The sequence below is a fragment of the Flavobacteriales bacterium genome (assembly GCA_016712535.1).
Taxonomy (GTDB): Bacteria; Bacteroidota; Bacteroidia; order Flavobacteriales_F; family PHOS-HE28; genus PHOS-HE28.
In genome coordinates this window covers 1,980,631-2,003,938 of record JADJQW010000002.1, presented here as the reverse complement: position 1 = coordinate 2,003,938, position 23,308 = coordinate 1,980,631, and the positions used below count along the sequence as shown (strand labels likewise).

Here is a 23,308-nt window from a genome sequence, read left to right as displayed (position 1 = left end):
CTCACGGCACCTCCAGTCCCTCCTCCTTCCAGATCGCGCGGCCATCGGTGAGGCGCACGTATCCGATGCGGCCATCGCGCTCAACGCGCGCGATATCGTCGCGCATGAGCTTCACGCCATCGTAACGAAGCGCCAAGGCCACCTTTCCGTTGGCGCGAAGCAGGCCTGTTCCCTCTGTGCCGGTGGCGAGCCAGAAGCCGAAGTCCGTTGCAACAAGGTTGCTGAAACCCGGCGGCACGATCTCCTTGCCGGTGCTGTCGATCAAGCCGAAGAGCGCGCCTTGCCGCACGCGAGCGATGCCGTCCGACATTTCGCCCGCCTGTTCGTAGCGGTTATCGAAGAGCACGTTTCCGTTCCGGTCCGAATAGCCCCATTTACCCTTCTTGCGGACAGGGATCAAGGCGCCGGTGGCTGGGCCGATATCGGAGAACACGCAAGGCAGCACGCGTTCGTTGCGCGTGTTGATCAGGCACCGCTTGCCCGCGCTCTGCACCTCTGCAAGGCCGTTCGTGAAATCGCCCCACCCTGCCACATCGTCGGTGGCCTCGTACTCAAGGGGGATCGCTATGCTGCCCGTTGGCGTGATATAGCCGCAGCGCTTCCCTTCAACGACCAAGGCGAGGCCGTCGCGGAAAGGTCCGATGTGATCGTAGCGCAGCGGGACAAGCACATCGCCGAAAGGGCTGATGAGGCCTGTCCTGCCATCCTTCCGCGCGCGGCTCACCGCTCCATCGAACCCTTCGATCCAATCGTATTCCGCCGGAACAACCACCCCGCCCTTGGCATCGATGACACCGAAGCCTTCCTCTTGCTCCACCACGGCCAATCCATTCCGGAAAGTACCCGCCGAAACGAAGCTGAACGGGATCACCACCTCTCCGCGCGGGTTGATGAAGCCGTAAGCGTCATCGCGCTGCGCGTAAGCCAGCCCGCCGCTGAATTCGCCCACATCCGTGAAGGTCATGGGCACCACCAGGTCGCCGTTGCGGTCAACAGCGCCCACCCGGCCGCTGCGCTCCACGGTGCTGGTGCCCTCCACCGGGTCCGACACCTCGTCGTACTCGATGGGCACCACCACGCGACCGCTGCGGTTGATGGTGCCGGTCCGTCCGGCGCGGCCCACCAGGGCTTGCGCGCCTGCGAAAGGCTCTGCCCATTCCAGATCGGCCTTGATGCGCTCATTGCCATCATCATCGACATAGCCCCATAGGCTGTCCCGGCGGAACGGCAGCAGGAAAAGGCTCGCGGTCTTGTAGTCGCCCACGAGCTCCTCCACGAACGGGTAGTCGGGGTACTTCTGCAGGAAACGCGTGATGGCATCGGTGCTGAGGTCGCGCGTGTACTGCTCATAGATGGCGCGCCAGGCATCGTTCACCCTGCGGTTGCGCGGATTCTCACGGATGAATGCCGCGTACTCTTCCATCGTGCGGCCGGGCGTGCTCAGGCGGAACACCTCGTCCTCGGCCTGCTGCACCCATGGGTTATCGGGGTGCTCGATCAGGAAGGCGCGGAATGAAGCGAGGTCGCGGCTTGCCGTGCGCTCCCGGTACACGGCCTCGTTGTAGCGGCTGCGCGCCTCGTAAACCTCTCGCGCCTGCGGGTAGCGGTTCAGGTAGTCGAGGTAGGCCTGCGCTGATTCGCTTCACGCGCCGCTTGGAACGCCAGATGATCGCGCACGGCTTTAGCCTCTGCCACGAAGGGGCTCTGCGTGTAGGTGTTGATGTAACGCTCGTAGGCGGCGATGTCGTTGGCACCCTTGGCACGCTCCCAGCCGAGGCGGAAGGCATGGTTCTTCTGCTCTTCGATCACGGCATGGCTCACCCCGGCCTTGGCGATGCGTGCCCGCTCCTTATCGGGCGCCACGGTGAACGCGGCATCGGCGCGCATGATGAAAGCGTAGCACGAATCCTCGTCGTGGAACGGGTTGTTGGCGCGCCCGCTGATCACGCTGAGGCCGTACCAGGCCGCTGCCGGGTGGCGCTTGGCCTGTTGGCGGAAGAGCTTGCGCGCGAGGAAATAATCATGCACTTCCAGCGCTTCGAAGGCCTTCTTCAGCCGATTGCTGAAAGGCGATGCCACGGGTGCCGAGAACACTTGCGCCAGTGTGAGCGTTGCCGCCAGCGCGAACGTTGAGCGCGAAGGAGTGAACCCCATGGCGGGCAAAGCTACCCGGGCACTGGGGCCCCATGCCGCACCTTTGTCCGCCGCGATCGACCGGCACGTGTTGATGGAAGCGCGAATACGAAGCATCGAGCGGTGGCTCACTCCGCGCCACGCGCGTTTCGCCCTTGTCACGCTCGCGCTGCTCACCTTGGCCTTCGGGGTCGCGCTGCGCGATGTCCGCCTCGACCACGACTTCGAGCGCTTCTTCCCCACCGACGACCCCGAACTCGACCGCTATCTCGGCTTCCGCGAGCGTTTCGGCGGCGATGATGACTTCCTGCTGATCGGCGCAGCGCATTCGCCATCGGTCTTCGACAGCGCCTTCCTGGCCCGCTTCGATGCGCTTGCCGATGCGCTCAGTGAAGCGGACCATGTGCGCAAGGTGACCTCGGTCACGAACTCGGAAGAGCCCCGGCTCACGCCCGTCGGGCTCTTCGCGGTGCCTTGGCTGCGCTGGGAAGCGGATAGCCTTTTGAGGGTCGACAGCGCGCGCGTGTGGAATGACCCGTTGCTGCGCGAGGCCCATTTCGCGCCCGACGCCGGAGCCATGCTCATGGTGCTGCGCGCAGAGCCCGGCCTGAGCAAGGAGCGCAGCGATGCACTGTTCCTTGCTGTGCAAAGCGCAGTTGAAGCAAGCGGCTTGGAGAACGTGCGGATGGGCGGCCGCATCCACGGCCAGTACTGGTACATCCAGAAGATGCAGCGCGAGCTGGTGCTCTTCTTCTCGGTCTCGGTGGCGCTGCTCGCGATCTTCCTGGCGGCTGGCTTCCGCACCTGGTGGGGCGTCGTGGTGCCCATCACCGTCGTAGGCCTCTCGGTGCTCTGGCAAGTGGGGATCATGACGCTCATGGGCAAACCGCTCACGGTGCTGACCATGCTCTTGCCGACGATCCTGTTCGTGGTGGGCATGAGCGACGTGGTGCACATCCTGCAGCGCTACATCGAGGCCTTGCGCAGCGGCCAGGCGAAAGCCCGCGCGCTGGCGATCACCTACTACGAAGTGGGCCTCGCCACGTTCCTCACATCGCTCACCACGGCCATCGGCTTCGCCACGCTCGTGTCCAGCGGGATCCAGCCCATACGCGAGTTCGGCGTCTTCACGGGCATCGGCGTTTTCGTGGCCTTCTCATTGGCCTTCACCTTGCTCCCGGCGCTGCTTCTGCTGCTGCCCACGCCCGTGCAGGCCGGCGTGCGCATCGAGGCGAGCACCTGGCATTGGCCGCTGCACCGGCTCCTACGGTTCGTGCTGAAGCGCCGTGCATGGATCGTGGCAGGCTCGGCCATCCTCTTCGTCGCCTGCTTGCCTGCCATCCAGCTCCTGAAGGTCGACAACCACTTGCTCGAGGATTGGCCCGATGATGATCCGCAGAAGCAGGATTACTTCTGGTTCGAGGAGCGGTTCGGCGGCGTGCGGCCCTTCGAATTGGAAGTGGAGGCCACGAAGGGCGATGCCTGGAGCCTTGCTGCCTTGCGCGAGATGGACCGCGCCGAATCGTACCTGCGAAGCGAATACGGCGTGAGCGCGGTGATGTCCCCATCGGTGCTGATGAAGGCGATGAACAAGGCGGCCAATGGTGGCGATCCCGCATTCTTCACGCTGCCCGAGGACGAAGCGGTTGCGCACCGCCTGGCGCGCATGGCCCGGACAGCGCTCGGCCCAGCTCTGCTTGCTTCTCTGGTGGACAGCACGGGGACTCGTGCCCGGATCGCGGGACGGGTCCGGGACGAGGGCGGCCACGTGTTCCGCCAGCGCAATGCCGCGCTCAGCCATTTCCTCAGCGCGAACAGCTCTGAGACACGCATGTGGCAGACCGGCATGGCTTTCCTGATCGACCGGAACAATGAGAAGCTCAGCAACCAGCTGCTCATGGGATTGAGCATTGCTTTCGTCCTGATCGCAGCGATCATGGCTTGGGTGTTCCGCGACGCGCGCATGACCATCGTGGCGCTCTTGCCGAATGTGCTTCCCCTGGTCATGGTTGCGGCGCTCATGGCCTTCTCGGGCATCGCCATCAAGGTGAGCACCGCCATCATCTTCACCATCGCCTTCGGCATCGCTGTGGACGACACGATCCATCTGCTGGGCAAGCTCCGGATCGAGCTGCGCAAGGGGCGTTCGGTGCCATTGGCGATGAAGCGCGCCTTCCTCTCCACGGGCAAGGCCGTGCTCATCACCAGCATCATGCTCTGCTCGGGCTTCGTCTCACTGGTGTTCAGCGGCTTCGCCAGCGTGTTCTACATGGGTTTGCTGGTGAGCAGCACGCTCGCCTTCGCGCTGGCTGCGGACCTGCTTCTGCTGCCTGTTCTTGTCATTGCCTTGATCCGCGCACGTAGGATCCAGGCCTGAAAAGGAGAAGCCGCTCGGTGGAGCGGCTTCCCATGAGGATCTGCTCAGTACAGAGGATCAAAGGCTATCCCAGAGGCCCTTGAAGTCAGGCTGATCCATGAAGTGGTCCTTCCCGAGCGCCGCGTACTGCTTGGCCCGGTCGCGCTGGCCTTTGCTGACCAGGTAGTCCGCGTAGCGGATCAAAGCGTTCTTCAATTGCGTCTTCTGATCGCGTGGCAGCGTGCCCACATCGCCTGCAGCGGCCAGCACCTTGTCGAACTCCTTCACGCTGAGGTCCCCTTCCTTGTTCAGGTTGCTCTTGTACTGGCACATGGCCAGCAAGAGCCACGGGCCAGGGTTCTCGGGGTAGTACCCGACCATGCCATCGAAGATCTGCTTCGCCTTGCTCACGCCCTTGGGGTCATCGAGCAGGTTCTCACCGGCGGTGAAGGAAACGGTGTTGAGCTCCGCCCAGAAGTCCTCGTAGTTGCTGAAGAACTCCTTGTCCTTGTCCTTCTTGCGGTACTTCTCGGCCCATTTGATCGCATCGCGCGAGGCCTTGGGATAATCGGCGTTGTACTTCTCCTGCTTGCTCATCTCGAAGAGGCACATGCTCACGTACAGGAAGGGGAGTGCATCCTTCTTGGTATCGTCTCCTTGCGTGTAGCCCTCGGCCTTGTAAATGCACTTCTCGTATTTCTCATCCACGAAGAGCACGAGCAGGTCCTCGTAAACGTGCTTCTGGGCTTGTGCGGAAAAGGCGAGTGCGAAGGCCGTGAGGGTCAAGAGCTTCTTCATGGTGCTGTGCATGGCGCCCGCTTGGCAACCGATGTGCCGAAGGTAGCGCGACGCACCGAAAGTGGCCTGCTTAGCGCTTCATTTGCCCCGTGCGCATCGACATCCTCACGGCATTGCCCGACCTGCTCACCAGCTGGTTAGGCGAGAGCATCCTTGACCGCGCCCGGAAGAAGGGGGTCGTTGACGTTCAGGTGCATGACCTACGCGCATGGACCCTGGACAAGCACCGCCGGGTGGATGACTATCCTTTCGGAGGCGGCGCCGGGATGGTGATGCAGGTGGAGCCCATCGACCGCGCTATTGCGGCCTTGAAGGCGGAGCGCGAATACGATGAAGTGATCTACATGAGCCCGGACGGCCAACTGCTCGACCAGCCCTTGGCGAACCAATTGAGCACCAAGGGCAACCTGATCCTGCTCTGCGGGCACTACAAGGGCGTCGATGAGCGGGTTCGGCAGCATCTGGTCACACGGGAGGTGAGCATTGGCGACTACGTGCTCACCGGCGGGGAATTGGCTGCGGCCGTGCTCTGCGATGCCGTGATCCGCTTGCTCCCCGGGGTGATCGGCGATGAGACCTCGGCACTGAGCGACAGCTTCCAGGATGGCTTGGTGGCTCCGCCCGCCTACACCCGTCCGGCGGAATACAAGGGATGGCAGGTACCCGATGTTCTCCTCAGCGGCCACGAAGCCCGAATTGATGAATGGCGGCACGCCCAAGCCGTGGAACGCACCCGGCAGCGCAGGCCGGGCCTGCTGCCGCCGGAAGGCGGAGACCCAGTGGGTTAACGTGACGGAAAGATCCTTACTATTGCGGCCCAATTCCGGGACCGTATGCCCCTGCATCGCAAGGGCCGCTGGGCAACCCGCTAACACCCAAGGTCATGGACCGCATCAAGCAACTCGAGAAAGAGATCGCCCCACTGAAGGAAATGCCTGCATTCAAGGCCGGCGACACGCTCACCATCCACTACAAGATCGTGGAAGGCAACAAGGAGCGCATCCAGCAATTCCAAGGCGTGGTGATCCAGCGCAAGGGAAGCGGCAGCACCGCCACCTTCACCGTACGCAAGATCAGCAATAACGTGGGCGTGGAGCGCATCTTCCCGGTGGCTTCCCCCTTCATCGACAAGATCGACGTGAATAAGCGCGGCGATGTGCGGCGCGCGCGCATATTCTACCTGCGTGATCGTCGCGGCAAGAGCGCCCGCATCACCGAGAAGCGCCAGGCCCTCGCCGAGCAGAAGAGCTAGGCCCATACGGCATCTGAACAGAGGACCGTCGAGCGAAGGCTTGGCGGTCCTCTTCGTTCAGGCCCTGCCCTCCCCGCCTACCTTGCCCGCCGTGAAGCGATTCCTGGTGATCCAGACCGCCTTCCTGGGCGATGCCGTTCTGGCCACAGCCCTGCTGGAGAAGCTCATCGCTTTCTTCCCCAATGCCTCCATCGACCTTGTGGTGCGCAAGGGAAACGAGGGCTTGTTCACCGGGCATCCGTTCCTGAACAGGATCCACGTCTGGGATAAGCGCCAGGGCAAGACGCGCGGCCTCTTTCGCGTGATCGGAGAGCTTCGCAAGACCGAATACGACCACATCATCAACTGCCAGCGCTTCTTCAGCACAGGCTTGATGACCATCCTCGCCCGTGGCAAGGAGAAGATCGGCTACGACAAGAACCCGCTGAGCTTCCTGTTCACGCGCAAGGTGAAGCACGTTATCGGCGATGGCCGGCACGAGGTGGACCGATTGAACGGACTGATCGAGCACCTGACTGATGGATCGCGACCGATGCCCGCCCTGCATCCCGAACCGGGGGAGATCGATGATCTCAAGGCCGAGATCGCTCTGGGCACCAAGGGTGGAAATGTGGGTTACGTGACCATTGCGCCCGCTTCAGTTTGGTTCACGAAACAGTGGCCGGAGCAGAAGTGGACCGAGTTGATCAAGGCCATGCCTCCGGAGGATCGCGTGCTGCTCATCGGTGCGCCCGGTGATGCCGGGCTTTGCGAGCGCATCGCGAAAGGCGCTGGCCGCGGTGAAGTGCTGGCGGGCAAGCTCTCCCTGCTCGGCACTGCCGCCCTGATGAAGGGCGCAACCATGAACTTCGTGAACGACAGCGCGCCCCTGCACATCGCCAGCGCCATGAACGCGCCGGTGACAGCCATCTTCTGCAGCACGGTGCCGGCCTTCGGCTTCGGGCCGCTGCACGCCAACGGCCGCGTGATGGAAACCAGCGAGAAGCTCGATTGCCGGCCGTGCGGGCTCCATGGGCACAAGGCCTGTCCGAAGGGGCATTTCAAGTGCGCTACGGGCATCGAGGCCCGAACCGCCATTTTCTGACCGCCTGATACTCTGATCTTCTGATCACTTTCGCCCCATGACCTACGAGAAGCTCCTCTACAACTTCACCGATGGCGTGGCCACCCTCACGCTCAACCGCCCCGACAAGCTCAACAGCTTCGACCGTCAGATGTCGGAGGAGGTGATTCACGCGTTCGATGGCTGTGCAGCGGATTCAAGCGTGCGGGCTGTGCTCATCACCGGAGCTGGCCGTGCTTTCTCCGCCGGGCAGGACCTGGCCGAGGCCATTGCCCCCGGCACCAAGATCGAGGACATCCTCACCACCCAGTACAACCCCATCGTACGGCGCATCCGTGCGCTGAAGAAGCCGGTGATCGCCGCGGTGAACGGCGTAGCGGCCGGTGCCGGGGCCAACATCGCTTACGCCTGCGACCTCACCCTCGCCGCCGAGAGCGCCAACTTCATCCAGAGCTTCATCAACATCGGCCTGATCCCCGACAGCGGCGGCACCTTCACGCTCCCGAGGCTTGTGGGCATGCAGCGCGCTTTCGGGCACATGATCCTGGCGCCCAAGGTGGGCGCGAAGGAGGCCGAATCGCTGGGCATGATCTGGAAGGCCGTGCCCGATGCCGAATTGATGAGCGAGGCCACGGGTCTGGCGAAGAAGCTCGCCGCCATGCCCACCAAGGCCATCGCCCTCACGAAGGAAGCGCTGAACCGCTCACAGGGCAGCACGCTTGATGCCCAGCTCGACGTCGAGAATGAGCTGCAGACCATCGCCGGCGCCAGCTACGATTACAACGAAGGGGTAACGGCATTCCTGGAGAAGCGGAAGCCCGTATACAAAGGCGAGTAGCTCCATCCCATTCACCAGCACCATCGGCCATACGGGCCGACAATCGAAGATCGATACGCTATGGAAGCATTGAAGAAGATCGCTGTGATCGGCGCCGGCACCATGGGCAGCGGCATCGCGCAGGTAGCCGCGCAGGCTGGGCACCAGGTGGTACTCTACGATGCGCGCCGCGAGGCGGTGGACAAGGCGCTCAACGGGCTGCGCAAGACGCTCGATAAGCTGGTGGAGAAGGGCAAGCTCGCGAAGGAGCAGGCCAATGGCATCCATGGCCGCATCGCACCGGCAAGCGAACTGAAGGAACTCGCGGGCAGCGGGCTGGTGATCGAGGCCATCATCGAGGATCTGGCCATCAAGAAGAAGCTCTTCGCGGAGCTTGAGGGCATCTTGACCCCGGGCGCTGTGCTCGCAACGAACACCTCATCGCTCTCCGTAACGGCGATAGCGGCGGCTTGCGCGAAGCCCGAGCGCGTCATCGGCCTGCACTTCTTCAATCCGGCTCCTATCCTGCCCTTGGTCGAAGTGGTGCCCGGCCTGATCACCGATCCAGGACTTGGCGCGCGCATGACGGATATAATGCAAGCCTGGGGCAAAGTGCCCGTGCTGTGCAAGGACACGCCCGGCTTCATCGTGAACCGCGTGGCACGCCCTTACTACGGCGAGAGCATCCGCATCTTCGAGGAAGGCATCGCCGACATGCCCTCGATCGATACCGCGTTGAAGACCTACGGCGGCTTCCGCATGGGCCCCTTCGAGTTGATGGACCTGATCGGCAACGACATCAACTTCACGGTGACGAAGACAGTTTGGGAGGCCTTCCACTACGACCAGCGCTACAAACCGAGCCTGACCCAGCAGCGCCAGGTGGAGAGCGGGCGCTTGGGCCGCAAGAGCGGAAGGGGCTATTACGGCTATGGCGATGGCGAAGCCATCCCCAGCGCGCATGTGGACATGGTCCTGGGCAATACCATCGTGGAGCGCGTGCTGGCCATGCTCATCAACGAAGCCGCCGACGCCCTTTTCTGGGGCATCGCGACTGCGAAGGACATCGACCTGGCCATGACCAAGGGCGTGAATTACCCGAAGGGCCTTCTGGCCTGGGGCGATGAACAAGGCCCGGCGCATTGGCTGGACGTGCTCGAGCGCCTGCAAGCGGAGTACGGGGAAGACCGCTACCGCCCTTCTCCCCTGCTCCGTCGCTTGGCCAGCGCCGGGACGCGATTCCACTGAATTCAGACCTGGATCCGGTCCCGAAACAAACTTTTGCATTCATTTATTTACCACGGAAAATATTTGGCTTTCTTCGCGGCCCAATTCACCAACACCAATCATGAAATCCACAGTCCTTTCCATTGCCGCCATGGCCACTTTGCTGGTCGCTTGCGGTCCTTCTGAGGCGGAAAAGCAAGCCGCACGCGAGAAAGCCGTTGCCGACAGCCTTGCCGCTGTCGCTGCTGCAGAGCACAACTACACCATCGACCCTGCCGCGAGCGTGCTCAATTGGGCCGCAAAGGTCACCGGCCCCGCCCCTTATGGCCACAGCGGAACCATCGCCTTCAACAGCGGTTCCTTCACCGTGCAGGGCGGCGTTCTCACCAAGGGGGCCTTCGAAGTGAACATGACCTCGATCAACCCGACCGACGACGCCTACCAGCCAGAAGGCAGCGAGCAGGGCACCAAGAGCCAGCTCATCGGCCACTTGAGCACCCCTGACTTCTTCGACAGCGCGAACCACCCCACCGCCAAGCTCACCGTTACCGGTGGCAGCGGAAACACGGCCACGGCCGACCTCACCATCCGCGGCACCACGAACGCGGAGACCAGCCCCGACATCGTGATCACGGAGAATCCCGATGGCACCGTGAAGGCCAGTGGCAAGCTGGTGTTCGACCGCCAGAAGTACAACGTGGCCTGGAAGCACTACTTGAAGGATGCGATCCTCGCCGACAACATCGAACTGACCGTTGAACTGAACGGCAAGGCCGCCCAGTAACCGGTTGGTGAAAGAGGGGAGCGCTCGCCGCAAGGCGGGCGCTTCTCTTTTGGGGCTAGGGGTTATCTCAATAACCCGCTCGGGCTGCGCGAGGGCCTATCGCGCCCATGCTTTGTTGTGAAAGCCTCACAGAGCAAACGGCTACGCTCGGTTATCACGCCTCGCCCGGTCGCGAAATACCTCTCGCTCGCTTCCAAAGGCATTCTTGGGATAGCCTCTAGTTCAACGCCTTCGCCAGCCATTGGTTGAAAGGGCGCATGGCCAGCCAATGGTCCATGAAGGCTTCCATGAGCTCCGGGTCCGTGACAAGCTTGGCCGGCCGCTCGGCAGCCACGTAGAACTGCTTGTTCGCGATCAGCGGCTCCTTGGCAACATGCGCCTTGAACTCCGGCGGCAGCACCTTGTTCGCCTCGCCCTGCACCTCCTTGAATAGCGCAACGAAGGGCTTGTCTCCGATCGCCTTCCGGAATCCCTTGCCATCGCGCATGATCGCCGTGCGGATCGCGCTCAATTGGTCCTTCTCCGGCTGATAGCAGCCACCGTAGAACTTCACCGCTTCCGGCCCAAGGGCGAAGTAGATGCCCGGTGTTGAATGATCCTTGCGACCAGCAGGCGAGATGATCGCTGAAGCCTCAAGCTTGTAGGGCGTCTTGTCCTTGCTGAAGCGGATATCCTTGTTGATGCGGAAGATCGCCTCCTTCGGCTCGATGGCGACGTCCTTGTCGTGCTTGGCGATGCGCTTGATCGCCTCCGCTACGAAGGCCTCGAAGGGCTTCTTCACACTCGATTCGTAACGCTTCCGGTTGGCGTCGAACCATTCCTTGTTGTTGTTCTTCGCGAGGTCCTTGAAGAACTTGTTGAAGTCGGGCGTGAACCAGGCCATTGGCAGAGATTTGCGACCAAGGTAGAAGCGGCATTGATCCGTGGACGGCACCACGCATGGGCAAGTTGACGCACCGTTCAGCGATGACGACCCCTCTCGGCACCCTGTGCATCGAGAGCGATGGTGAACGCATCGTCCGGACCGCGTTCCAAGAGACGACGGGGCCGATCGGAGCGACCATGGACCTGCATCATGAAGCCGAGCGTCAATTGCGCGAATACTTCGCAGGTGAGCGCAAGGCTTTCGACCTGCCCTTGCGAATGGCAGGGACACCATTTCAACGGTGCGTTTGGGAAGCGGTACGCGCCATCCCGTTCGGGCGGACGACGAGCTATCAGTCCATCGCGGGCCATTTGGGCGGCAATACGGCAGCGCGCGCCATTGGCCACGCGAATGGCGCCAATCCCTTGTTGATCCTGGTGCCTTGCCATCGCGTGATCGCAAGCGACGGCGCGCTCACCGGATACGCTGGCGGCCTGTTCCGGAAGCAGTGGCTGCTGCGGCACGAAGGCGCCATCCCAAGCGCGCTTTTTGAATGAGCGCGTGAACCCTTCTTCGCGGGGCGTGTACCGCATGGCCAAATCATCAACGCCATGCTCGCACGCGCACTCGCACTCCTCGTCGCAATAGCTGCTTCCCGACCCATCTTCCCGCAGGCCATGGGCAATCTCATGTACGAGGCCAGCAGCCGCATGTGGCTGCAACAGGCCGAGCAGCCGGTGAAGGCCACCATCCAGGGCAACATGCTGGTGCTGGAGGTGAACGCCATGATGAACGCCACCGCCGACAGCTACCTCGCGATCTTCCACATCACGCAATTGGGCCAGAGCGCACAGGAGGCCGACAGCCTGATCAACGCGCGCATCGCCGCATTCACGGCGCGTGTGAAGAAGCACGGCGTGAAGGAATCCGACGTGTTCATGGACATGCTCTCCTTCGTGCCCGTGTACGAGATCGAGACCACGCGCAAGCTCTTCAGCAAGACCTACCAGGAGGTGCCCGCCGGCTTCGAGATCCAGAAGAACATCCATGTGCGCTTCACCGATGCACGCATGCTCGACAAGCTCGTGAGCGCCGCGGCCATCGAAGAGATCTACGACCTCGTGAAAGTGGACTTCTTCGTGGCCAAGCAGAGCGCCTGCTACGATACGCTGCGCCTGTTCGCCCATCGCCTGCTGCAGCAGAAGCTGGACAACTTCGCGAAGCTGGGGCTCAAGGTGAGCGAAGGGCATCGCCTCGCCGCCGAGCAGAACGGCGCCTATTTCCCGCTTGACCGATACGCGGCCTATAAGAGCCGTGTGCAGACCAGTTTGAACAGCCGTCGAAAGGGCCAGTTGGTGAACGATGTGCGCCAGCCCAGCAGCTTCTTCTACAACAAGGTGCCCTACGGCAAATTCGACATAGTCCTGCACGCCGAGATCACCGAGCCGCCGGTGCAGTACACCTACAACCTCACCATGCAGGTGCAGCTGCCCGAGGGCTTCCCCAAGAAGGAGGCGAAGGACATCGTGAAGTACGTGTGGATCACGGACAAGGGCGACATGAAGGAACTGAAGCTCTGACCGGTTACCTGGCAACGTGGCGTGCATTGAGCGGTCAAATCACCGCTCATGCTCGCCCTTCTGCTCGCTGCCACTTCACTTGTCACACCCTACTCGGAACTCAAGGCATCCATCGAGAGCAAGAGATCGGCCTTCAATGATGAGTACTCCACCACCGACAGCCTTGGCAAGGCCCGCGTGGTCGACAACGCGCGCAGCTACCTGTTCGACCGCATCACGCTCGACATCCTCCCTGCCTGGCACGGCACCAAATGGGACTTCAACGGCACGACGCGCACACCGAGGCAAGGCACCATCGCCTGCGGCTACTTCGTGAACACCGTGCTGCAGGATGCGGGCTTCCGGTTGCCGCGCATCAAGTGGTCGCAGATGGCGGCGGAACCCATCACGGTGAAGACCTGCCACGTGATCAAGCGGTTCCGGAATAGGCCCGTTGGCGAAGTGGAAGCCTGGCTTCGTTCGCAGGGCGATGGGCTCTACAAGATTGGACTGGACAATCACGTGGGATTCATCGTGGTACGCGATGGACAGGCTCGCTTCATCCATAGCAACTACTACCAGCGCGAGGTGGGCGTGATGAGCGAGCCGCTTGAAGGCAACAACCCGTTGGCGCATTCGCGGTACCGGATCGTAGGCAGGTTGCTCGGCGATGCCATGATGATCGCATGGATCACTGGAGCGGATCTCACGACACTTCCCTGACCGCTAGTTTCGGCGCATGGAAGACCGCGATGCCTTCGAGGCGAACAGGCAGCTCTGGAACGCCCGCGTGCCGCACCACCTGGCGTCACGCATGTACGACGTAGATGGATTCTTGGCGGGCAAGAGCTCGCTTACGGACATCGAGCTCGATCTGCTCGGCGATGTGACCGGCAAGCGCATCCTTCACCTGCAATGCCACTTCGGTCAGGACACCTTGAGCATTGCGCGCATGGGTGCGGAGGTCACCGGGCTCGACATCTCGGATGCCGCGTTGGAAGAGGCGCGCAAACTCGCAGCACGATGCGGATCGAAGGCCGATTGGGTGCTCAGCAACGTGGTGGATCATGTGCGCGAACTCGATGGGGAATTCGAAATCGTCTTCACCAGTTACGGCACCATCGGCTGGCTGCCCGACCTGAAGCCATGGGCCGCCAATATCAAGCGCTACCTCAAGCCAGGCGGCCGTTTCGTGTTCGTGGAGTTCCATCCGGCGGTTTGGATGTTCGACAACGACTTCACGCACGTGCAGTACTCCTATTTCAACCGGGAGGTGATCGTGGAGCAGGAACAGGGCACTTACGCGGATCGCGATGCACCGATCAAGCTCGCATCCTACGGATGGAACCACGACCTGGGCGAAGTGCTCACGGCACTGATCAACGAAGGCCTGGTACTGGAGCGCTTCATGGAGCTTGATGGCTCGCCGCATGACAGCTTCACGAACACCGTGCGCGGCTCCGATGGGATGTACCGCGTGAAGGGCATGGAAGGCAAGTTGCCCATGGTGTATGGGCTGACCATGCGCAAGGCCTGAGGCCGTCCACACCCGCCTGTTCGCCAAGGGCAGCTCCTGCCCTGCTCTTCGCACGCGCGCCTTCGCTCCTTTGCGGGCATGGCGCTCAGTCGTTTCTGGACCTTCATCCTCATCCTCAGCATCGCATACGTGATCGTGATGCTCAGCGTGGGCAGGCAATACAGCCTGGGCATGCTCGTGAACGGCAAGCAGGGCGATGCGGTCGTGGTGAATGAGCTCGACACCGCAGCGCTGCAAGGCACTCCGCTGCTCGCGCACATGCGTTCGGCGGGCGAGGCCGGCGTTGAGGTCGATGGCGACCGCTACGTGCTCAACGGCACCGGCATCATCAAGGTCACTCGCGGCAAGCAGCCGGCGGATGGCCTCTTCGCCACCTGCCGAAATACCATCATGGACCTCTGGCTCCCGCTGATCGGTTACCTCACCTTCTTCTGCGGCCTGCTCAACCTGCTCATCGATTCGCGAGCCATGGAGAAGGTGGCCCGTGTGCTCTCGCCCGTCTTTCACCGCGTATTCCCCGAGCTGCGCAAGGACCATCCGGCGTATGGCTTCATGACCTTGAATTTCGCCGCCAACTTCCTCGGCCTCGACAGCGCCGCCACGCCCTTCGGCCTGAAAGCCATGGAGAGCATGCAGGACGACAACGCCGAGAAGGACCGCGCGACCAATAGCCAGATCATGTTCCTGTGCCTGCACGCGGCAGGCCTCACCCTGCTGCCGACCAGCATCATCGGCTACCGCGCGGCCATGGGCGCCGCCAATCCCGCCGATGTGATGATCCCGCTCATCATCACCAGCTTCGTGGGCACCTTGGCCGCGCTCTTCATGGTGGCGGCCAAGCAGCGCGTTAATCTCCTGAACGTGCCGGTGATGGGTGGTGTGCTGCTCGTCACCGCGATCATCGGCGGACTCATGGCCTACATCGGATCGCTGGCTGGCGCGGCCAAATTCCATTTCACTGACAACCTCAGCAACGGCATGCTGCTGGTGATCATATTCCTGATCGTGGGCTACGCTTTCCTCATGGAGCGCTTTTTCAAGGAGAAGGGCACCAATCTCTTTGACAGTTTCGTTCATGGCGCCAAGGACGGCTTCACCACCGGCCTCCGCGTGCTGCCTTACATGCTGGCCATGCTCGCTGCGCTCAGCATCTTCCGCAACAGCGGCCTCATGGGACTGGTGATGGACGGCCTCTCCTGGGCCATGGCGCAAGTGGGCGTAAGCAAAGAGATCATCGACGCCATTCCCGTGGCCCTGATGCGCCCTTTCAGCGCGGGCGGCTCGCGCGGCTTCCTGCTGGATGCCATGAAGACCTACGGGCCGGACAGCATCACCGGCCAGCTCGTGTGCCTCTTCCAAGGCGCCGCTGAGACCACCTTCTATGTGGTGGCGCTCTACTTCGGCAGCGTGGGCGTGAAGAACATCAGGTACACGCTCGGCATCATGCTCTTGGCGGATCTGGTGTGCGTGATCACCGCGATCGTAGTGGTTGGCTTGTATTTCTGACCTTCGGCCTGCACGAACTTCGCGGCATGGAAAGCACCCGTCGCGAAGTGACCGCCGAGTTGAGCGGCCTTCCCTACCGGACCACGATAAGCGCACGCGGCATCACCGCTATCGCCGATGAGCCTTTGGACCATGGCGGTCAGGATGCCGGGCTTCGACCGCACGAGTTGCTGCTGAGCGCCTTAGCGAGTTGCACGGCCATAACCTTGCGCATGTACGCCGACCGCAAGCAATGGGACGTCGGCGGCATCAGCGTGCATGCTGCGCTCGACCGAACGCAGGAGGGCCGAACGATCGAGAGCCGCATCCACCTCGAGGTCTCCTTCAGCAAGGAAGTGCCCGCCGATCAGCGCGAGCGGCTGTTGCAGATCGCGGGGGCCTGCCCAGTGCACCGCACGCTGGAGAGCCCCATCACCCTGACCCGATCCCTGAAGCCATGAGCAAGGAGCACGAATACACCAACGGCGAGGTCACGATCGTCTGGAAGAAGGACCTGTGCAGCCACAGCACCAAGTGCTGGCGCGGTTCGCCTTCCGTGTTCAAGCCGGGCCAGCGTCCATGGATCCAGCCCGAAGGAGCGAGCACTGAAGCCATCATCAACCAGGTGAAGCAATGCCCTAGCGGCGCGCTGAGCATCCGGAAGAATGATGCTGGAACGGCGGCTTCAGGCAATTCGGATACGGCCGTTCGCGTGGAAGTGAGCGCCAACGGGCCCTTGCTGCTGAAGGGCAGGATAAGCCTGGTGCATGACGATGGCCGGGCTGAAGAACGCGATGGGCCGACTGCGCTCTGCCGATGCGGGGCTTCGGCGAAGAAGCCTTTCTGCGACGGCTCGCATCGGCGGGTCGGGTTCACCGGCAGTCATTGACCGGCCCAGTGCGGGCAACCTGACCAAGAGCAGATAGCGCACCACGACTCGGGCCTACCTTTGCACCGTAACGCCATCATGTTCGCGCAGGACCCGAAGCACGTGCCCTTGACCCCCGCCCAGAAGGCGCGGCGGATAAACCTGAACCCGGATTTCTATGGCACCTTCGCCGAGATCGGCGCAGGGCAGGAGACCGTACGCCACTTCTTCCGCGCAGGGGGCGCTTCGCAGACCATCGCGAAGGCGATGAGCGCCTACGACAAGGACTTCAGCAACGCCATTTACGGGCCCGAGCCCGGCAATCGGTTCGTATGCGAGAGCCGGTTGAAGAACATGCTCCGACATGAGTACGGCCTCATCATCGACCGCCTGGACCGACAGGAGCATCCCACGAAGCGCTTCTTCACCTTCGCCAACACCGTAACCACCAGCACCTTCGAGAACCCGCACGGCGGGCACGGGTGGATGGGCGTGCGCTTCCAGACGGCCCCCGACCAGCCCACCAGCGATGTCATCGTCCACTTCCGGCTGCACGATCCGGACATCAGCCTCCAGCAGGAGTGCATCGGCGTGCTCGGCGTGAACCTGCTGTTCAGCGCCCTCACGGATTGGGAGAACCCGGGCCACGTGATGGACTCGCTCTATGACAACGCGAGCCGGCACGTGATGGAGATCGACATGATCCAGATGAACGGGCCAGCTTTCCGGCATGTGGACAACCGGCTGCTCAGCCTCCAATTGGTCAAGCGCGGCTTCACCGATGCGGTGCTCTTCGGCCCGGACGGCCAGAACCTGCAGGCCAGCGAAACCCTCTACAAGAAGAACATCCTCGCCATCCGCGGCAGCTTCCGTCCCGTGACCAAGGTCAACATCGACATGATCATGAACGGGTACAACATGTTCATCAAGGAGAACAAGGTTGACCGGCAGAAGCTCCAGGTCCTCTTCGAGATCACGCTCAGCAACCTGAAGAGCGATACCGGCGATGTGGACGAGAAGGACTTCATCGACCGTGCTGACATCCTTTGCTCCTTGGGACAGACCGTGCTCATCAGCAATTACCAGGAATACTACAAGCTGGTGGAATACTTCAGCCGGTACACCAAGGCGCGGATGGGCCTGATCATGGGTGTCACCAACCTGGTGGAGGTGTTCGATGAGAAGTACTACCGCCACATCAACGGCGGCGTGCTCGAGGCCTTCGGCATCCTCTTCCACCGCGACCTGAAGATCTATGTGTACCCGAGCCGGCCGAATGCCACGGCCGAGATCATGACCACCGGGAACATGACGGTGCATCCGCGCATGCGCCCGCTCTACGATTACCTGCTCTTCAACCGCCGCATCGTCGATATCACCAGCGTCCACCCGAACGTGCTCCACATCTTCAGCAAGCAGGTGCTCGACATGATCCGCGCCGGGCAGCCGGGCTGGGAGGCCTTGGTGCCCCCTTATGTGGACAACATGATCAAGGACAACCGCCTCTTCGGGTTCAAGTCCATCCAGGAAGGCGCCAAGGCCTGAACGTTACGCCGGGGCGCTGCGGGCATTGTATCATCATGCGCGCGCTCGCTTCCGCAGCTTCAGTCATGCTGCTGTCCTGCGTCTGTGCCCAGCAAGGCCCGTCCGTAGGCTCACGCTTCGTCCCGCCCACCGGAGCCGCCCGGGTACCCGCTCCTGCCGGCAGCTTCGCGCACTATCTGCGGAATCTGCCTTTGCTCCAGACCCACGCCCCTGTGCTCCTTTACGATGGAACGTTGAAGCACCGGCAGGACGCTCATGCTGCTGTGATCGACTTAACCGTGGGCAAGCGCGACCTGCAGCAATGCGCCGATGCCGTGATGCGGCTCCGCGCGGAACACTTGTTCACCACGGATCAACAGGATGAAATCGCCTTCGATTTCACCAATGGCTTCCGCGCAGAATGGAAGCGCTGGCGCCGAGGCGAGCGCATCAGGGTCAGCGGCAACCGGTGCAGCTGGGTGAGCGGCGCCAAGGCCGATTCGTCGCATGCTGAGCTGCTGCGTTTCCTCGATCGCGTGTTCAACTATGCAGGCACCCTGAGCCTTGGCCGAGAATTGAAGCATGCTAGCGATGCACCGATCGCGCCCGGCGATGTCTTCATCCAAGGCGGAAGCCCGGGTCATGCCATGATCGTGGTGGATGCCGCACGCGCGCAGGATGGCCGCACCTTCTTCCTTCTAGCCCAGAGCTATATGCCGGCGCAGCAGATCCACATCGTGCGCTGCCCCACTGAGCGTTATGGCGCCTGGTACACCATCGATGGCGATCGACTAGTGACTCCGGAATGGAGCTTCGATTGGAGCGACCGGAAGCGTTGGCCCTGATTCCGAGCGATAGCTTGGCCGCCATGCCTGCCAGCAACCATGGCCTCCTGCACCGCGACCACACCGGTGCCATTTATGCGCTCTTGGTGATCGGGGACGAAATCCTGACCGCTGGCGGCGATGGCTTCCTGCTCTCTTGGACCCCCGATGCCCCCGTGCGCACAACAGCCATCGCCCGTTTCCAGCACCCGGTGTATTGCTTGGCGCACGACTCTCTTCGTCAGCTGGTCCATGCCGGCACCAGCAACGGCGACCTTCACGTGATCGATTACGCCCAGCGCAAGCTGCTCACCAGCATCGCAGCGCATCCGCGTGGCACCTTTGGCCTGCTGCCTCTTCCGGATGGAGGCGTGCTCAGCGTGGGCGGCGATGGGAGCTTGGCCCGCTGGTCCGGGAATGAGCGGGAGCACGAAGCTCCTTCGCGCCGCATTCCGCTCGCGGAAGGCAAGGTCCGGGGTCTCGCCTTGAGCCCGGATGGCCGATTGCTCGCTGTGGCCTGCGGCGATGGGCGCCTTGAGCTGCTGCACGCTTCGGACCTGAATTCCGCTGGGGCTTGGCACGCGCACGCGGGCGGAGCGCTCTGCGTGGCCTTTCACGCTAACAAGCCCGTGCTCCTCAGTGGCGGCAAGGATGGCCATTTGCGCGCATGGCGAATGGATCATCTTGGCGAGCAGGTCGTGGAAGCACCTGCGCATCGCGGGGCCATCTATTCGATAGCGCAGCAAGGGGACGTGATCGCCACCGCTTCCCGAGATAGAACCATCGGCATCTGGGATGCGGGCACCCTTGATCTGAAAAGGCGCTTGACCGGTGGCCATTCGCACAGCGTGAATACGATCGGCTGGAAGGGCGAATCGCTGATCAGTGCAAGCGATGACCGCCGGCTGATCCGATGGAGCCCCGATCAGAACGGGTAGACCACCGGGATCAACAGCACCGCCAAGACGAAGAAGATCAAGCTCAAGGGCAGGCCCACGCGCATGAAATCGATGTACTTGTATTGGCCGGCCGTGTACACCATGGCATTGGTCTGGTAGCCGATGGGTGTCATGAAGCTGGCGCTCGCGGCGAAGCACACCGCCATGATGAACGGAGTAGCGGAAACCCCCAGTTCATTGGCAACGCCGATGGCGATGGGCGTGACCAACGCGGCTGTGGCCGTATTGCTCACGATCTCCGTAAGCATCATGGTGAGGAAATAGATCCCAGCCAGCACGGCCAATGGCCCGAATGGGCTGAGGACCATCACGGCCTTGCCGGCGATCAGAGCATCGAGACCGCACTTGTGCATTCCGGCCCCCAAGCTGAAAGCGCCGGCCATGAGGAAGACCACCTTCCATTCGATGGCCTCGTAGAATTCCTTCATGGAGAGGCACCCGGAGAGCACGATCAGGATCACGCCGACCAGCGCTGCCAGGACCACGGGAACTGCCGTGAGGCTGCTCACAAGCACAACACCGAGGATCACAGCGACCGCGATCCAGAAGCGCCGCTTGTCGAATTCGGCCATGCCTTCCTGCTCGGCCAGGATCGCGAAAGGCGAATCCGGGGAGCGCTCCATTTCCTTGAGCGTGCCCAAGTAGTGCGATTTCACTTCCGCTAGGATCACATCACCGCTGCGCAGCACGGTATCGTGCAGCCGGTCATGCACCACATCCTCCCGGTGCCGCACGGCCAGTGGCACCGCGCGATAGGTGCGGATCAGATCGGCCTCGCGCAGCGTGATGCCATTGAGCGGGCTGTTCACCGTGATCACCAGCTCGACCAGCTTGGTTCCGCGGGTCCGCAAGTCGTCCCCAGCCAGGTGCATGGTGGTCTTCACCGAGATGTTGGCGCGGTCCTTCAGCGCCCGGATGCGCTCCACGTCACAGCGAACCTTCAGCAGGTCGCCCGCTTCAAGCACCATGTCACCGGGCGGCAGAACGAAACGCTGATCGTCCCGGACGATCTCAATGATGTCCATCTCGAGTTCACGCACCAGCGCACTGTCCATGATGCGCTTGCCCACGAAACGCGCACCGGGCAACAGTTCCACTTCCGTGAGGTAGCCGCCCATGCCGAATTTCTCCCGCAGGTCCTCTTGTCCTTTCCCGCCGGGCAGCAGCTTACGCCCCACAAGCACCATGTACGCGATCCCTACCACGAGGAAGACAAGGCCGAGCGGAGCCAACTGGAACATGCTGATCCCGCCTGCGCCGAGCTTGGCACTGAGGCCGCTTACCACGATGTTCGTGCTCGTTCCGATAAGTGTGACTGTTCCGCCGAAGATGGTCGCGAAACTCAAAGGAATGAGCAGCTGGCCAGGGTGCATGTTGGCCGCGCGAGCCAGCTGAACGGCCACCGGTATGAACACCGCGACGATGGGCGTGTTGTTGACGAAGGGGCTGATGCAACCCACCAGGAGCATGAAGATCAGCAGGCCCACAGCCTTGTTCCGGCGGAATTGCTCGCTGAGGCGCGGCCCTACGGTGCTCAGAGCACCCGATTTCATGATGGCCGCGCTTAGCACGAACATGAAGGCCACGGTGATGGTCGCCGGGTCACTGAAGCCGGAGAGTCCCTCATCTGGAGTAATCACACCGGTGGCCACCAGCGCACCCGCGATCATCAGCGCCACCAGGTCGATGCTGAGCTTCTCGCTGATGAAGAGCGCGAGCGAAACCGCCACGGTGCCAGCAACGATCCATTGATCCGGTGTAAGGCTCATGCGGGGCCGAAAGTAGCTGGGGCCGACTGAGCGAGCAGCCGATCCATCAGGGACCCGAGAGGGTCCATCGGGTTCACTCGATCGTGAACTCCTGCGAGAGCAACAGGTCCTTGGCTTCCACGCTCAAGGTGTGCTTGCCACGAGGCAATTGGCCTTTGTCGAGGCGCCTCACCAACTCGCCAGTGAGTGCCTTGCCCTCTTCGCGATAGATCACCCTTCCCTGCTGGTCGCGGATTTGAAGCACCACCTTTCCGATGCGATGGTGATGCTCGAGCAGGATGCTGACGAAGGCTGACCCTTTGGTGCAATGCACTTGCAAGCGCCCGGAACCAGTACCTCCATCGGCGCGCGCCGAAGAGGCTGAAAAGCTGGCTAGGAAAACGGCGAGTATCAGGGCTCGGTACAGCATCCCTTGGGAAGAGAAGGCGAAATTAGGGCAGAAAGCACTGGGATCCAAACCGGCCCATCCGCCAGCTAGCCATGGCTGGCCTGCAGCAGGTTGTTTCCTTGCGCGGTTCGCACAGCAAAGGTGAAGCCCTGTTGCAAGCCGTAGGCACCGAAGGCCCCATCTGCCCGGATGGCCAAGAAGCCTACTTGCATCTTCGATAAGTCCTTGTGCTTGCGCCGGATCCGTTGCACCGCCTCGCGGCATGCTTCCTCAGGCTCCATGCCTTGGCGCATCAATTCAACCACGGTGTGGCTGCCTGCGATCCGGATCACCAATTCACCGACACCGGTCGCGCAAGCAGCGCCCGCTTCACCATCAACGAAGAGGCCCGCACCAATGATCGGACTATCTCCCACCCGACCATGCACCTTGTAGGCCATTCCGCTGGTGGTGCAGGAACCCGCTAACCGGCCCTGCGCATCCATGGCCACCATGCCGATGGTGTCGTGGTTCTCGATGTTGGCCACCGGGGAATAATCAGATGTCTTCAACCACTCCTGCCAAGCGGCGCGTACTTCGGGCAGATCAACCTCGCGGGGGCTGAAGCCATTCCCGGCTGCCCATTGCTGAGCGCCGGCGCCAACGAGCATCACGTGCGGGGTGCGCTCCATCACTGCGCGCGCGATGCTGACCGGATGCTCGTACCGTTGCACGAACGCCACGGCACCCGCCCTTCCGTCGTGGTCCTGGATGCAGGCGTCCAAGGTGACATGGCCATCGCGATCGGGATTGCCGCCGAGCCCCACGCTTCGATTGGTGAAGTCGCTCTCCACGACCATCACCCCTTGCTCCACGGCGTCGAGCACGCTTCCTCCATTCTGCAGCACTTCCCACGCCTTCTCGTTCGCTGGCAGTCCATGGTCCCAAGTGCTCAGCACCAAAGGGCCATCGGCACGCGCACCAGGCACCTTCTGCCGCAGCGCTCCTTCGCTTCGTTCACCGCAACCGGCCAGGTAAGCGGCTGACCCAGCCAATCCAAGCTGGATGAAACGGCGACGATGCAATGCCATGCGGATGGGGCTTGAACTGGGTGCTGCGCC

24 protein-coding genes are annotated in these 23,308 nt (G+C 62.2%); 17 read left to right on the top strand and 7 right to left on the bottom strand.

Translation table 11 applies throughout. The features are described 5' to 3' along the window. Position 1: 1 nt before the first annotated feature. Entirely contained in the window at positions 2–1,552 is a 1,551-nt protein-coding gene (locus tag IPK70_08285; protein ID MBK8227161.1) for a WG repeat-containing protein, read from the bottom strand. 56 nt (positions 1,553–1,608) lie between these two features. Next, entirely contained in the window at positions 1,609–2,154 is a 546-nt protein-coding gene (locus IPK70_08280; protein MBK8227160.1) for a hypothetical protein, read from the bottom strand. Between the two features lie 73 nt (positions 2,155–2,227). Between IPK70_08280 and IPK70_08275 the strand changes: the two genes are divergently transcribed. Further along, positions 2,228–4,510: an MMPL family transporter gene (locus IPK70_08275; GenBank protein ID MBK8227159.1), complete on the top strand. Its 2,283-nt coding sequence runs from the start codon at positions 2,228–2,230 to the stop codon at positions 4,508–4,510. 57 nt (positions 4,511–4,567) lie between these two features. On the opposite strand, the gene IPK70_08270 is transcribed toward IPK70_08275, so the two are convergent. Then, positions 4,568–5,287 carry a hypothetical protein gene (locus IPK70_08270; GenBank protein MBK8227158.1) on the bottom strand — a complete coding sequence of 240 codons (720 nt, stop codon included), beginning with the start codon at positions 5,285–5,287 and terminating at the stop codon, positions 4,568–4,570. Positions 5,288–5,376: 89 nt separating this feature from the next. On the opposite strand from IPK70_08270, the gene trmD reads away from it, so the two are divergent. The 6 genes from trmD (at position 5,377) to IPK70_08240 (ending at position 10,430) form a co-directional block, all read left to right on the top strand. Further along, positions 5,377–6,075: a tRNA (guanosine(37)-N1)-methyltransferase TrmD gene (trmD, locus tag IPK70_08265; GenBank protein MBK8227157.1), complete on the top strand. Its 699-nt coding sequence runs from the start codon at positions 5,377–5,379 to the stop codon at positions 6,073–6,075. A 104-nt stretch (positions 6,076–6,179) separates the two neighbouring features. Further along, complete coding sequence (gene rplS / locus IPK70_08260) at positions 6,180–6,539, top strand: 50S ribosomal protein L19 (protein ID MBK8227156.1); 360 nt, start codon at positions 6,180–6,182, stop codon at positions 6,537–6,539. After that, positions 6,442–7,623, top strand: coding sequence for a glycosyltransferase family 9 protein (locus IPK70_08255; protein MBK8227155.1), 1,182 nt, complete (start codon positions 6,442–6,444; stop codon positions 7,621–7,623). Before rplS ends, IPK70_08255 begins: the two co-directional genes overlap by 98 nt. A gap of 37 nt (positions 7,624–7,660) precedes the next feature. Next, positions 7,661–8,440: a 2-(1,2-epoxy-1,2-dihydrophenyl)acetyl-CoA isomerase gene (locus tag IPK70_08250; GenBank protein ID MBK8227154.1), complete on the top strand. Its 780-nt coding sequence runs from the start codon at positions 7,661–7,663 to the stop codon at positions 8,438–8,440. A 60-nt stretch (positions 8,441–8,500) separates the two neighbouring features. Then, positions 8,501–9,667: a 3-hydroxybutyryl-CoA dehydrogenase gene (locus IPK70_08245; GenBank protein MBK8227153.1), complete on the top strand. Its 1,167-nt coding sequence runs from the start codon at positions 8,501–8,503 to the stop codon at positions 9,665–9,667. Between the two features lie 100 nt (positions 9,668–9,767). After that, positions 9,768–10,430: a YceI family protein gene (locus IPK70_08240; protein ID MBK8227152.1), complete on the top strand. Its 663-nt coding sequence runs from the start codon at positions 9,768–9,770 to the stop codon at positions 10,428–10,430. A 217-nt stretch (positions 10,431–10,647) separates the two neighbouring features. On the opposite strand, the gene IPK70_08235 is transcribed toward IPK70_08240, so the two are convergent. Then, positions 10,648–11,313: a DUF2461 domain-containing protein gene (locus tag IPK70_08235; protein MBK8227151.1), complete on the bottom strand. Its 666-nt coding sequence runs from the start codon at positions 11,311–11,313 to the stop codon at positions 10,648–10,650. Positions 11,314–11,396: 83 nt separating this feature from the next. Here IPK70_08235 and IPK70_08230 point away from each other — a divergent pair, with 83 nt between their 5' ends. The 10 genes from IPK70_08230 to IPK70_08185 all read left to right on the top strand — a co-directional run bounded on the left by IPK70_08230 (position 11,397) and on the right by IPK70_08185 (position 20,030). Next, positions 11,397–11,852 carry a methylated-DNA--[protein]-cysteine S-methyltransferase gene (locus IPK70_08230; GenBank protein MBK8227150.1) on the top strand — a complete coding sequence of 152 codons (456 nt, stop codon included), beginning with the start codon at positions 11,397–11,399 and terminating at the stop codon, positions 11,850–11,852. Between the two features lie 54 nt (positions 11,853–11,906). Further along, a complete protein-coding gene (locus IPK70_08225) occupies positions 11,907–12,875 on the top strand; it encodes an SIMPL domain-containing protein (GenBank protein ID MBK8227149.1) in 969 nt (322 codons plus the stop codon). A 48-nt stretch (positions 12,876–12,923) separates the two neighbouring features. Then, complete coding sequence (locus IPK70_08220) at positions 12,924–13,577, top strand: hypothetical protein (protein MBK8227148.1); 654 nt, start codon at positions 12,924–12,926, stop codon at positions 13,575–13,577. Between the two features lie 16 nt (positions 13,578–13,593). Continuing rightward, the gene (locus IPK70_08215; protein MBK8227147.1) at positions 13,594–14,391 is read left to right on the top strand and encodes a class I SAM-dependent methyltransferase; all 798 of its coding nucleotides are present in this window, start codon (positions 13,594–13,596) and stop codon (positions 14,389–14,391) included. A 78-nt stretch (positions 14,392–14,469) separates the two neighbouring features. Then, a complete protein-coding gene (locus IPK70_08210) occupies positions 14,470–15,897 on the top strand; it encodes a spore maturation protein (protein ID MBK8227146.1) in 1,428 nt (475 codons plus the stop codon). A 26-nt stretch (positions 15,898–15,923) separates the two neighbouring features. After that, the gene (locus IPK70_08205; protein ID MBK8227145.1) at positions 15,924–16,337 is read left to right on the top strand and encodes an OsmC family protein; all 414 of its coding nucleotides are present in this window, start codon (positions 15,924–15,926) and stop codon (positions 16,335–16,337) included. Continuing rightward, on the top strand, positions 16,334–16,765 hold the full coding sequence (locus IPK70_08200; protein MBK8227144.1) for a (4Fe-4S)-binding protein: 432 nt from the start codon (positions 16,334–16,336) through the stop codon (positions 16,763–16,765). Before IPK70_08205 ends, IPK70_08200 begins: the two co-directional genes overlap by 4 nt. Positions 16,766–16,843: 78 nt before the next feature. Then, a complete protein-coding gene (locus IPK70_08195; GenBank protein ID MBK8227143.1) occupies positions 16,844–18,289 on the top strand; it encodes a TonB-dependent receptor in 1,446 nt (481 codons plus the stop codon). Between the two features lie 65 nt (positions 18,290–18,354). After that, complete coding sequence (locus IPK70_08190; protein ID MBK8227142.1) at positions 18,355–19,113, top strand: DUF4846 domain-containing protein; 759 nt, start codon at positions 18,355–18,357, stop codon at positions 19,111–19,113. Between the two features lie 23 nt (positions 19,114–19,136). Next, the gene (locus IPK70_08185) at positions 19,137–20,030 is read left to right on the top strand and encodes a hypothetical protein (GenBank protein MBK8227141.1); all 894 of its coding nucleotides are present in this window, start codon (positions 19,137–19,139) and stop codon (positions 20,028–20,030) included. Here IPK70_08185 and IPK70_08180 read toward each other — a convergent pair. The 3 genes from IPK70_08180 to IPK70_08170 form a co-directional block, all read right to left on the bottom strand. Further along, on the bottom strand, positions 20,018–21,820 hold the full coding sequence (locus IPK70_08180; GenBank protein MBK8227140.1) for an SLC13 family permease: 1,803 nt from the start codon (positions 21,818–21,820) through the stop codon (positions 20,018–20,020). The genes IPK70_08185 and IPK70_08180 overlap by 13 nt on opposite strands. Positions 21,821–21,893: 73 nt before the next feature. Next, positions 21,894–22,229 (bottom strand): hypothetical protein, encoded by a 336-nt coding sequence (locus tag IPK70_08175; GenBank protein MBK8227139.1) that lies wholly within the window; start codon positions 22,227–22,229, stop codon positions 21,894–21,896. Positions 22,230–22,294: 65 nt separating this feature from the next. Beyond that, positions 22,295–23,278, bottom strand: a complete 984-nt coding sequence (locus tag IPK70_08170; protein ID MBK8227138.1) for a N(4)-(beta-N-acetylglucosaminyl)-L-asparaginase — start codon at positions 23,276–23,278, stop codon at positions 22,295–22,297. Positions 23,279–23,308: the final 30 nt, after the last annotated feature.

Bases quoted from the DNA above. Each gene is read 5' to 3' on its own strand.
- IPK70_08240 (MBK8227152.1), top strand. From the start codon at position 9,768: ATGAAATCCACAGTCCTTTCCATTGCCGCCATGGCCACTTTGCTGGTC.
- IPK70_08180 (MBK8227140.1), bottom strand. From the start codon at position 21,820: ATGAGCCTTACACCGGATCAATGGATCGTTGCTGGCACCGTGGCGGTT.
- IPK70_08185 (MBK8227141.1), top strand. From the start codon at position 19,137: ATGCCTGCCAGCAACCATGGCCTCCTGCACCGCGACCACACCGGTGCC.
- IPK70_08195 (MBK8227143.1), top strand. From the start codon at position 16,844: ATGTTCGCGCAGGACCCGAAGCACGTGCCCTTGACCCCCGCCCAGAAG.
- IPK70_08190 (MBK8227142.1), top strand. From the start codon at position 18,355: ATGCTGCTGTCCTGCGTCTGTGCCCAGCAAGGCCCGTCCGTAGGCTCA.
- IPK70_08275 (MBK8227159.1), top strand. From the start codon at position 2,228: ATGGAAGCGCGAATACGAAGCATCGAGCGGTGGCTCACTCCGCGCCAC.
- IPK70_08175 (MBK8227139.1), bottom strand. From the start codon at position 22,229: ATGCTGTACCGAGCCCTGATACTCGCCGTTTTCCTAGCCAGCTTTTCA.
- IPK70_08200 (MBK8227144.1), top strand. From the start codon at position 16,334: ATGAGCAAGGAGCACGAATACACCAACGGCGAGGTCACGATCGTCTGG.
- IPK70_08245 (MBK8227153.1), top strand. From the start codon at position 8,501: ATGGAAGCATTGAAGAAGATCGCTGTGATCGGCGCCGGCACCATGGGC.
- IPK70_08235 (MBK8227151.1), bottom strand. From the start codon at position 11,313: ATGGCCTGGTTCACGCCCGACTTCAACAAGTTCTTCAAGGACCTCGCG.
- IPK70_08170 (MBK8227138.1), bottom strand. From the start codon at position 23,278: ATGGCATTGCATCGTCGCCGTTTCATCCAGCTTGGATTGGCTGGGTCA.
- IPK70_08270 (MBK8227158.1), bottom strand. From the start codon at position 5,287: ATGAAGAAGCTCTTGACCCTCACGGCCTTCGCACTCGCCTTTTCCGCA.
- IPK70_08215 (MBK8227147.1), top strand. From the start codon at position 13,594: ATGGAAGACCGCGATGCCTTCGAGGCGAACAGGCAGCTCTGGAACGCC.
- IPK70_08250 (MBK8227154.1), top strand. From the start codon at position 7,661: ATGACCTACGAGAAGCTCCTCTACAACTTCACCGATGGCGTGGCCACC.
- IPK70_08225 (MBK8227149.1), top strand. From the start codon at position 11,907: ATGCTCGCACGCGCACTCGCACTCCTCGTCGCAATAGCTGCTTCCCGA.
- IPK70_08205 (MBK8227145.1), top strand. From the start codon at position 15,924: ATGGAAAGCACCCGTCGCGAAGTGACCGCCGAGTTGAGCGGCCTTCCC.
- IPK70_08255 (MBK8227155.1), top strand. From the start codon at position 6,442: ATGTGCGGCGCGCGCGCATATTCTACCTGCGTGATCGTCGCGGCAAGA.
- IPK70_08230 (MBK8227150.1), top strand. From the start codon at position 11,397: ATGACGACCCCTCTCGGCACCCTGTGCATCGAGAGCGATGGTGAACGC.
- IPK70_08210 (MBK8227146.1), top strand. From the start codon at position 14,470: ATGGCGCTCAGTCGTTTCTGGACCTTCATCCTCATCCTCAGCATCGCA.
- IPK70_08220 (MBK8227148.1), top strand. From the start codon at position 12,924: ATGCTCGCCCTTCTGCTCGCTGCCACTTCACTTGTCACACCCTACTCG.
- IPK70_08280 (MBK8227160.1), bottom strand. From the start codon at position 2,154: ATGGGGTTCACTCCTTCGCGCTCAACGTTCGCGCTGGCGGCAACGCTC.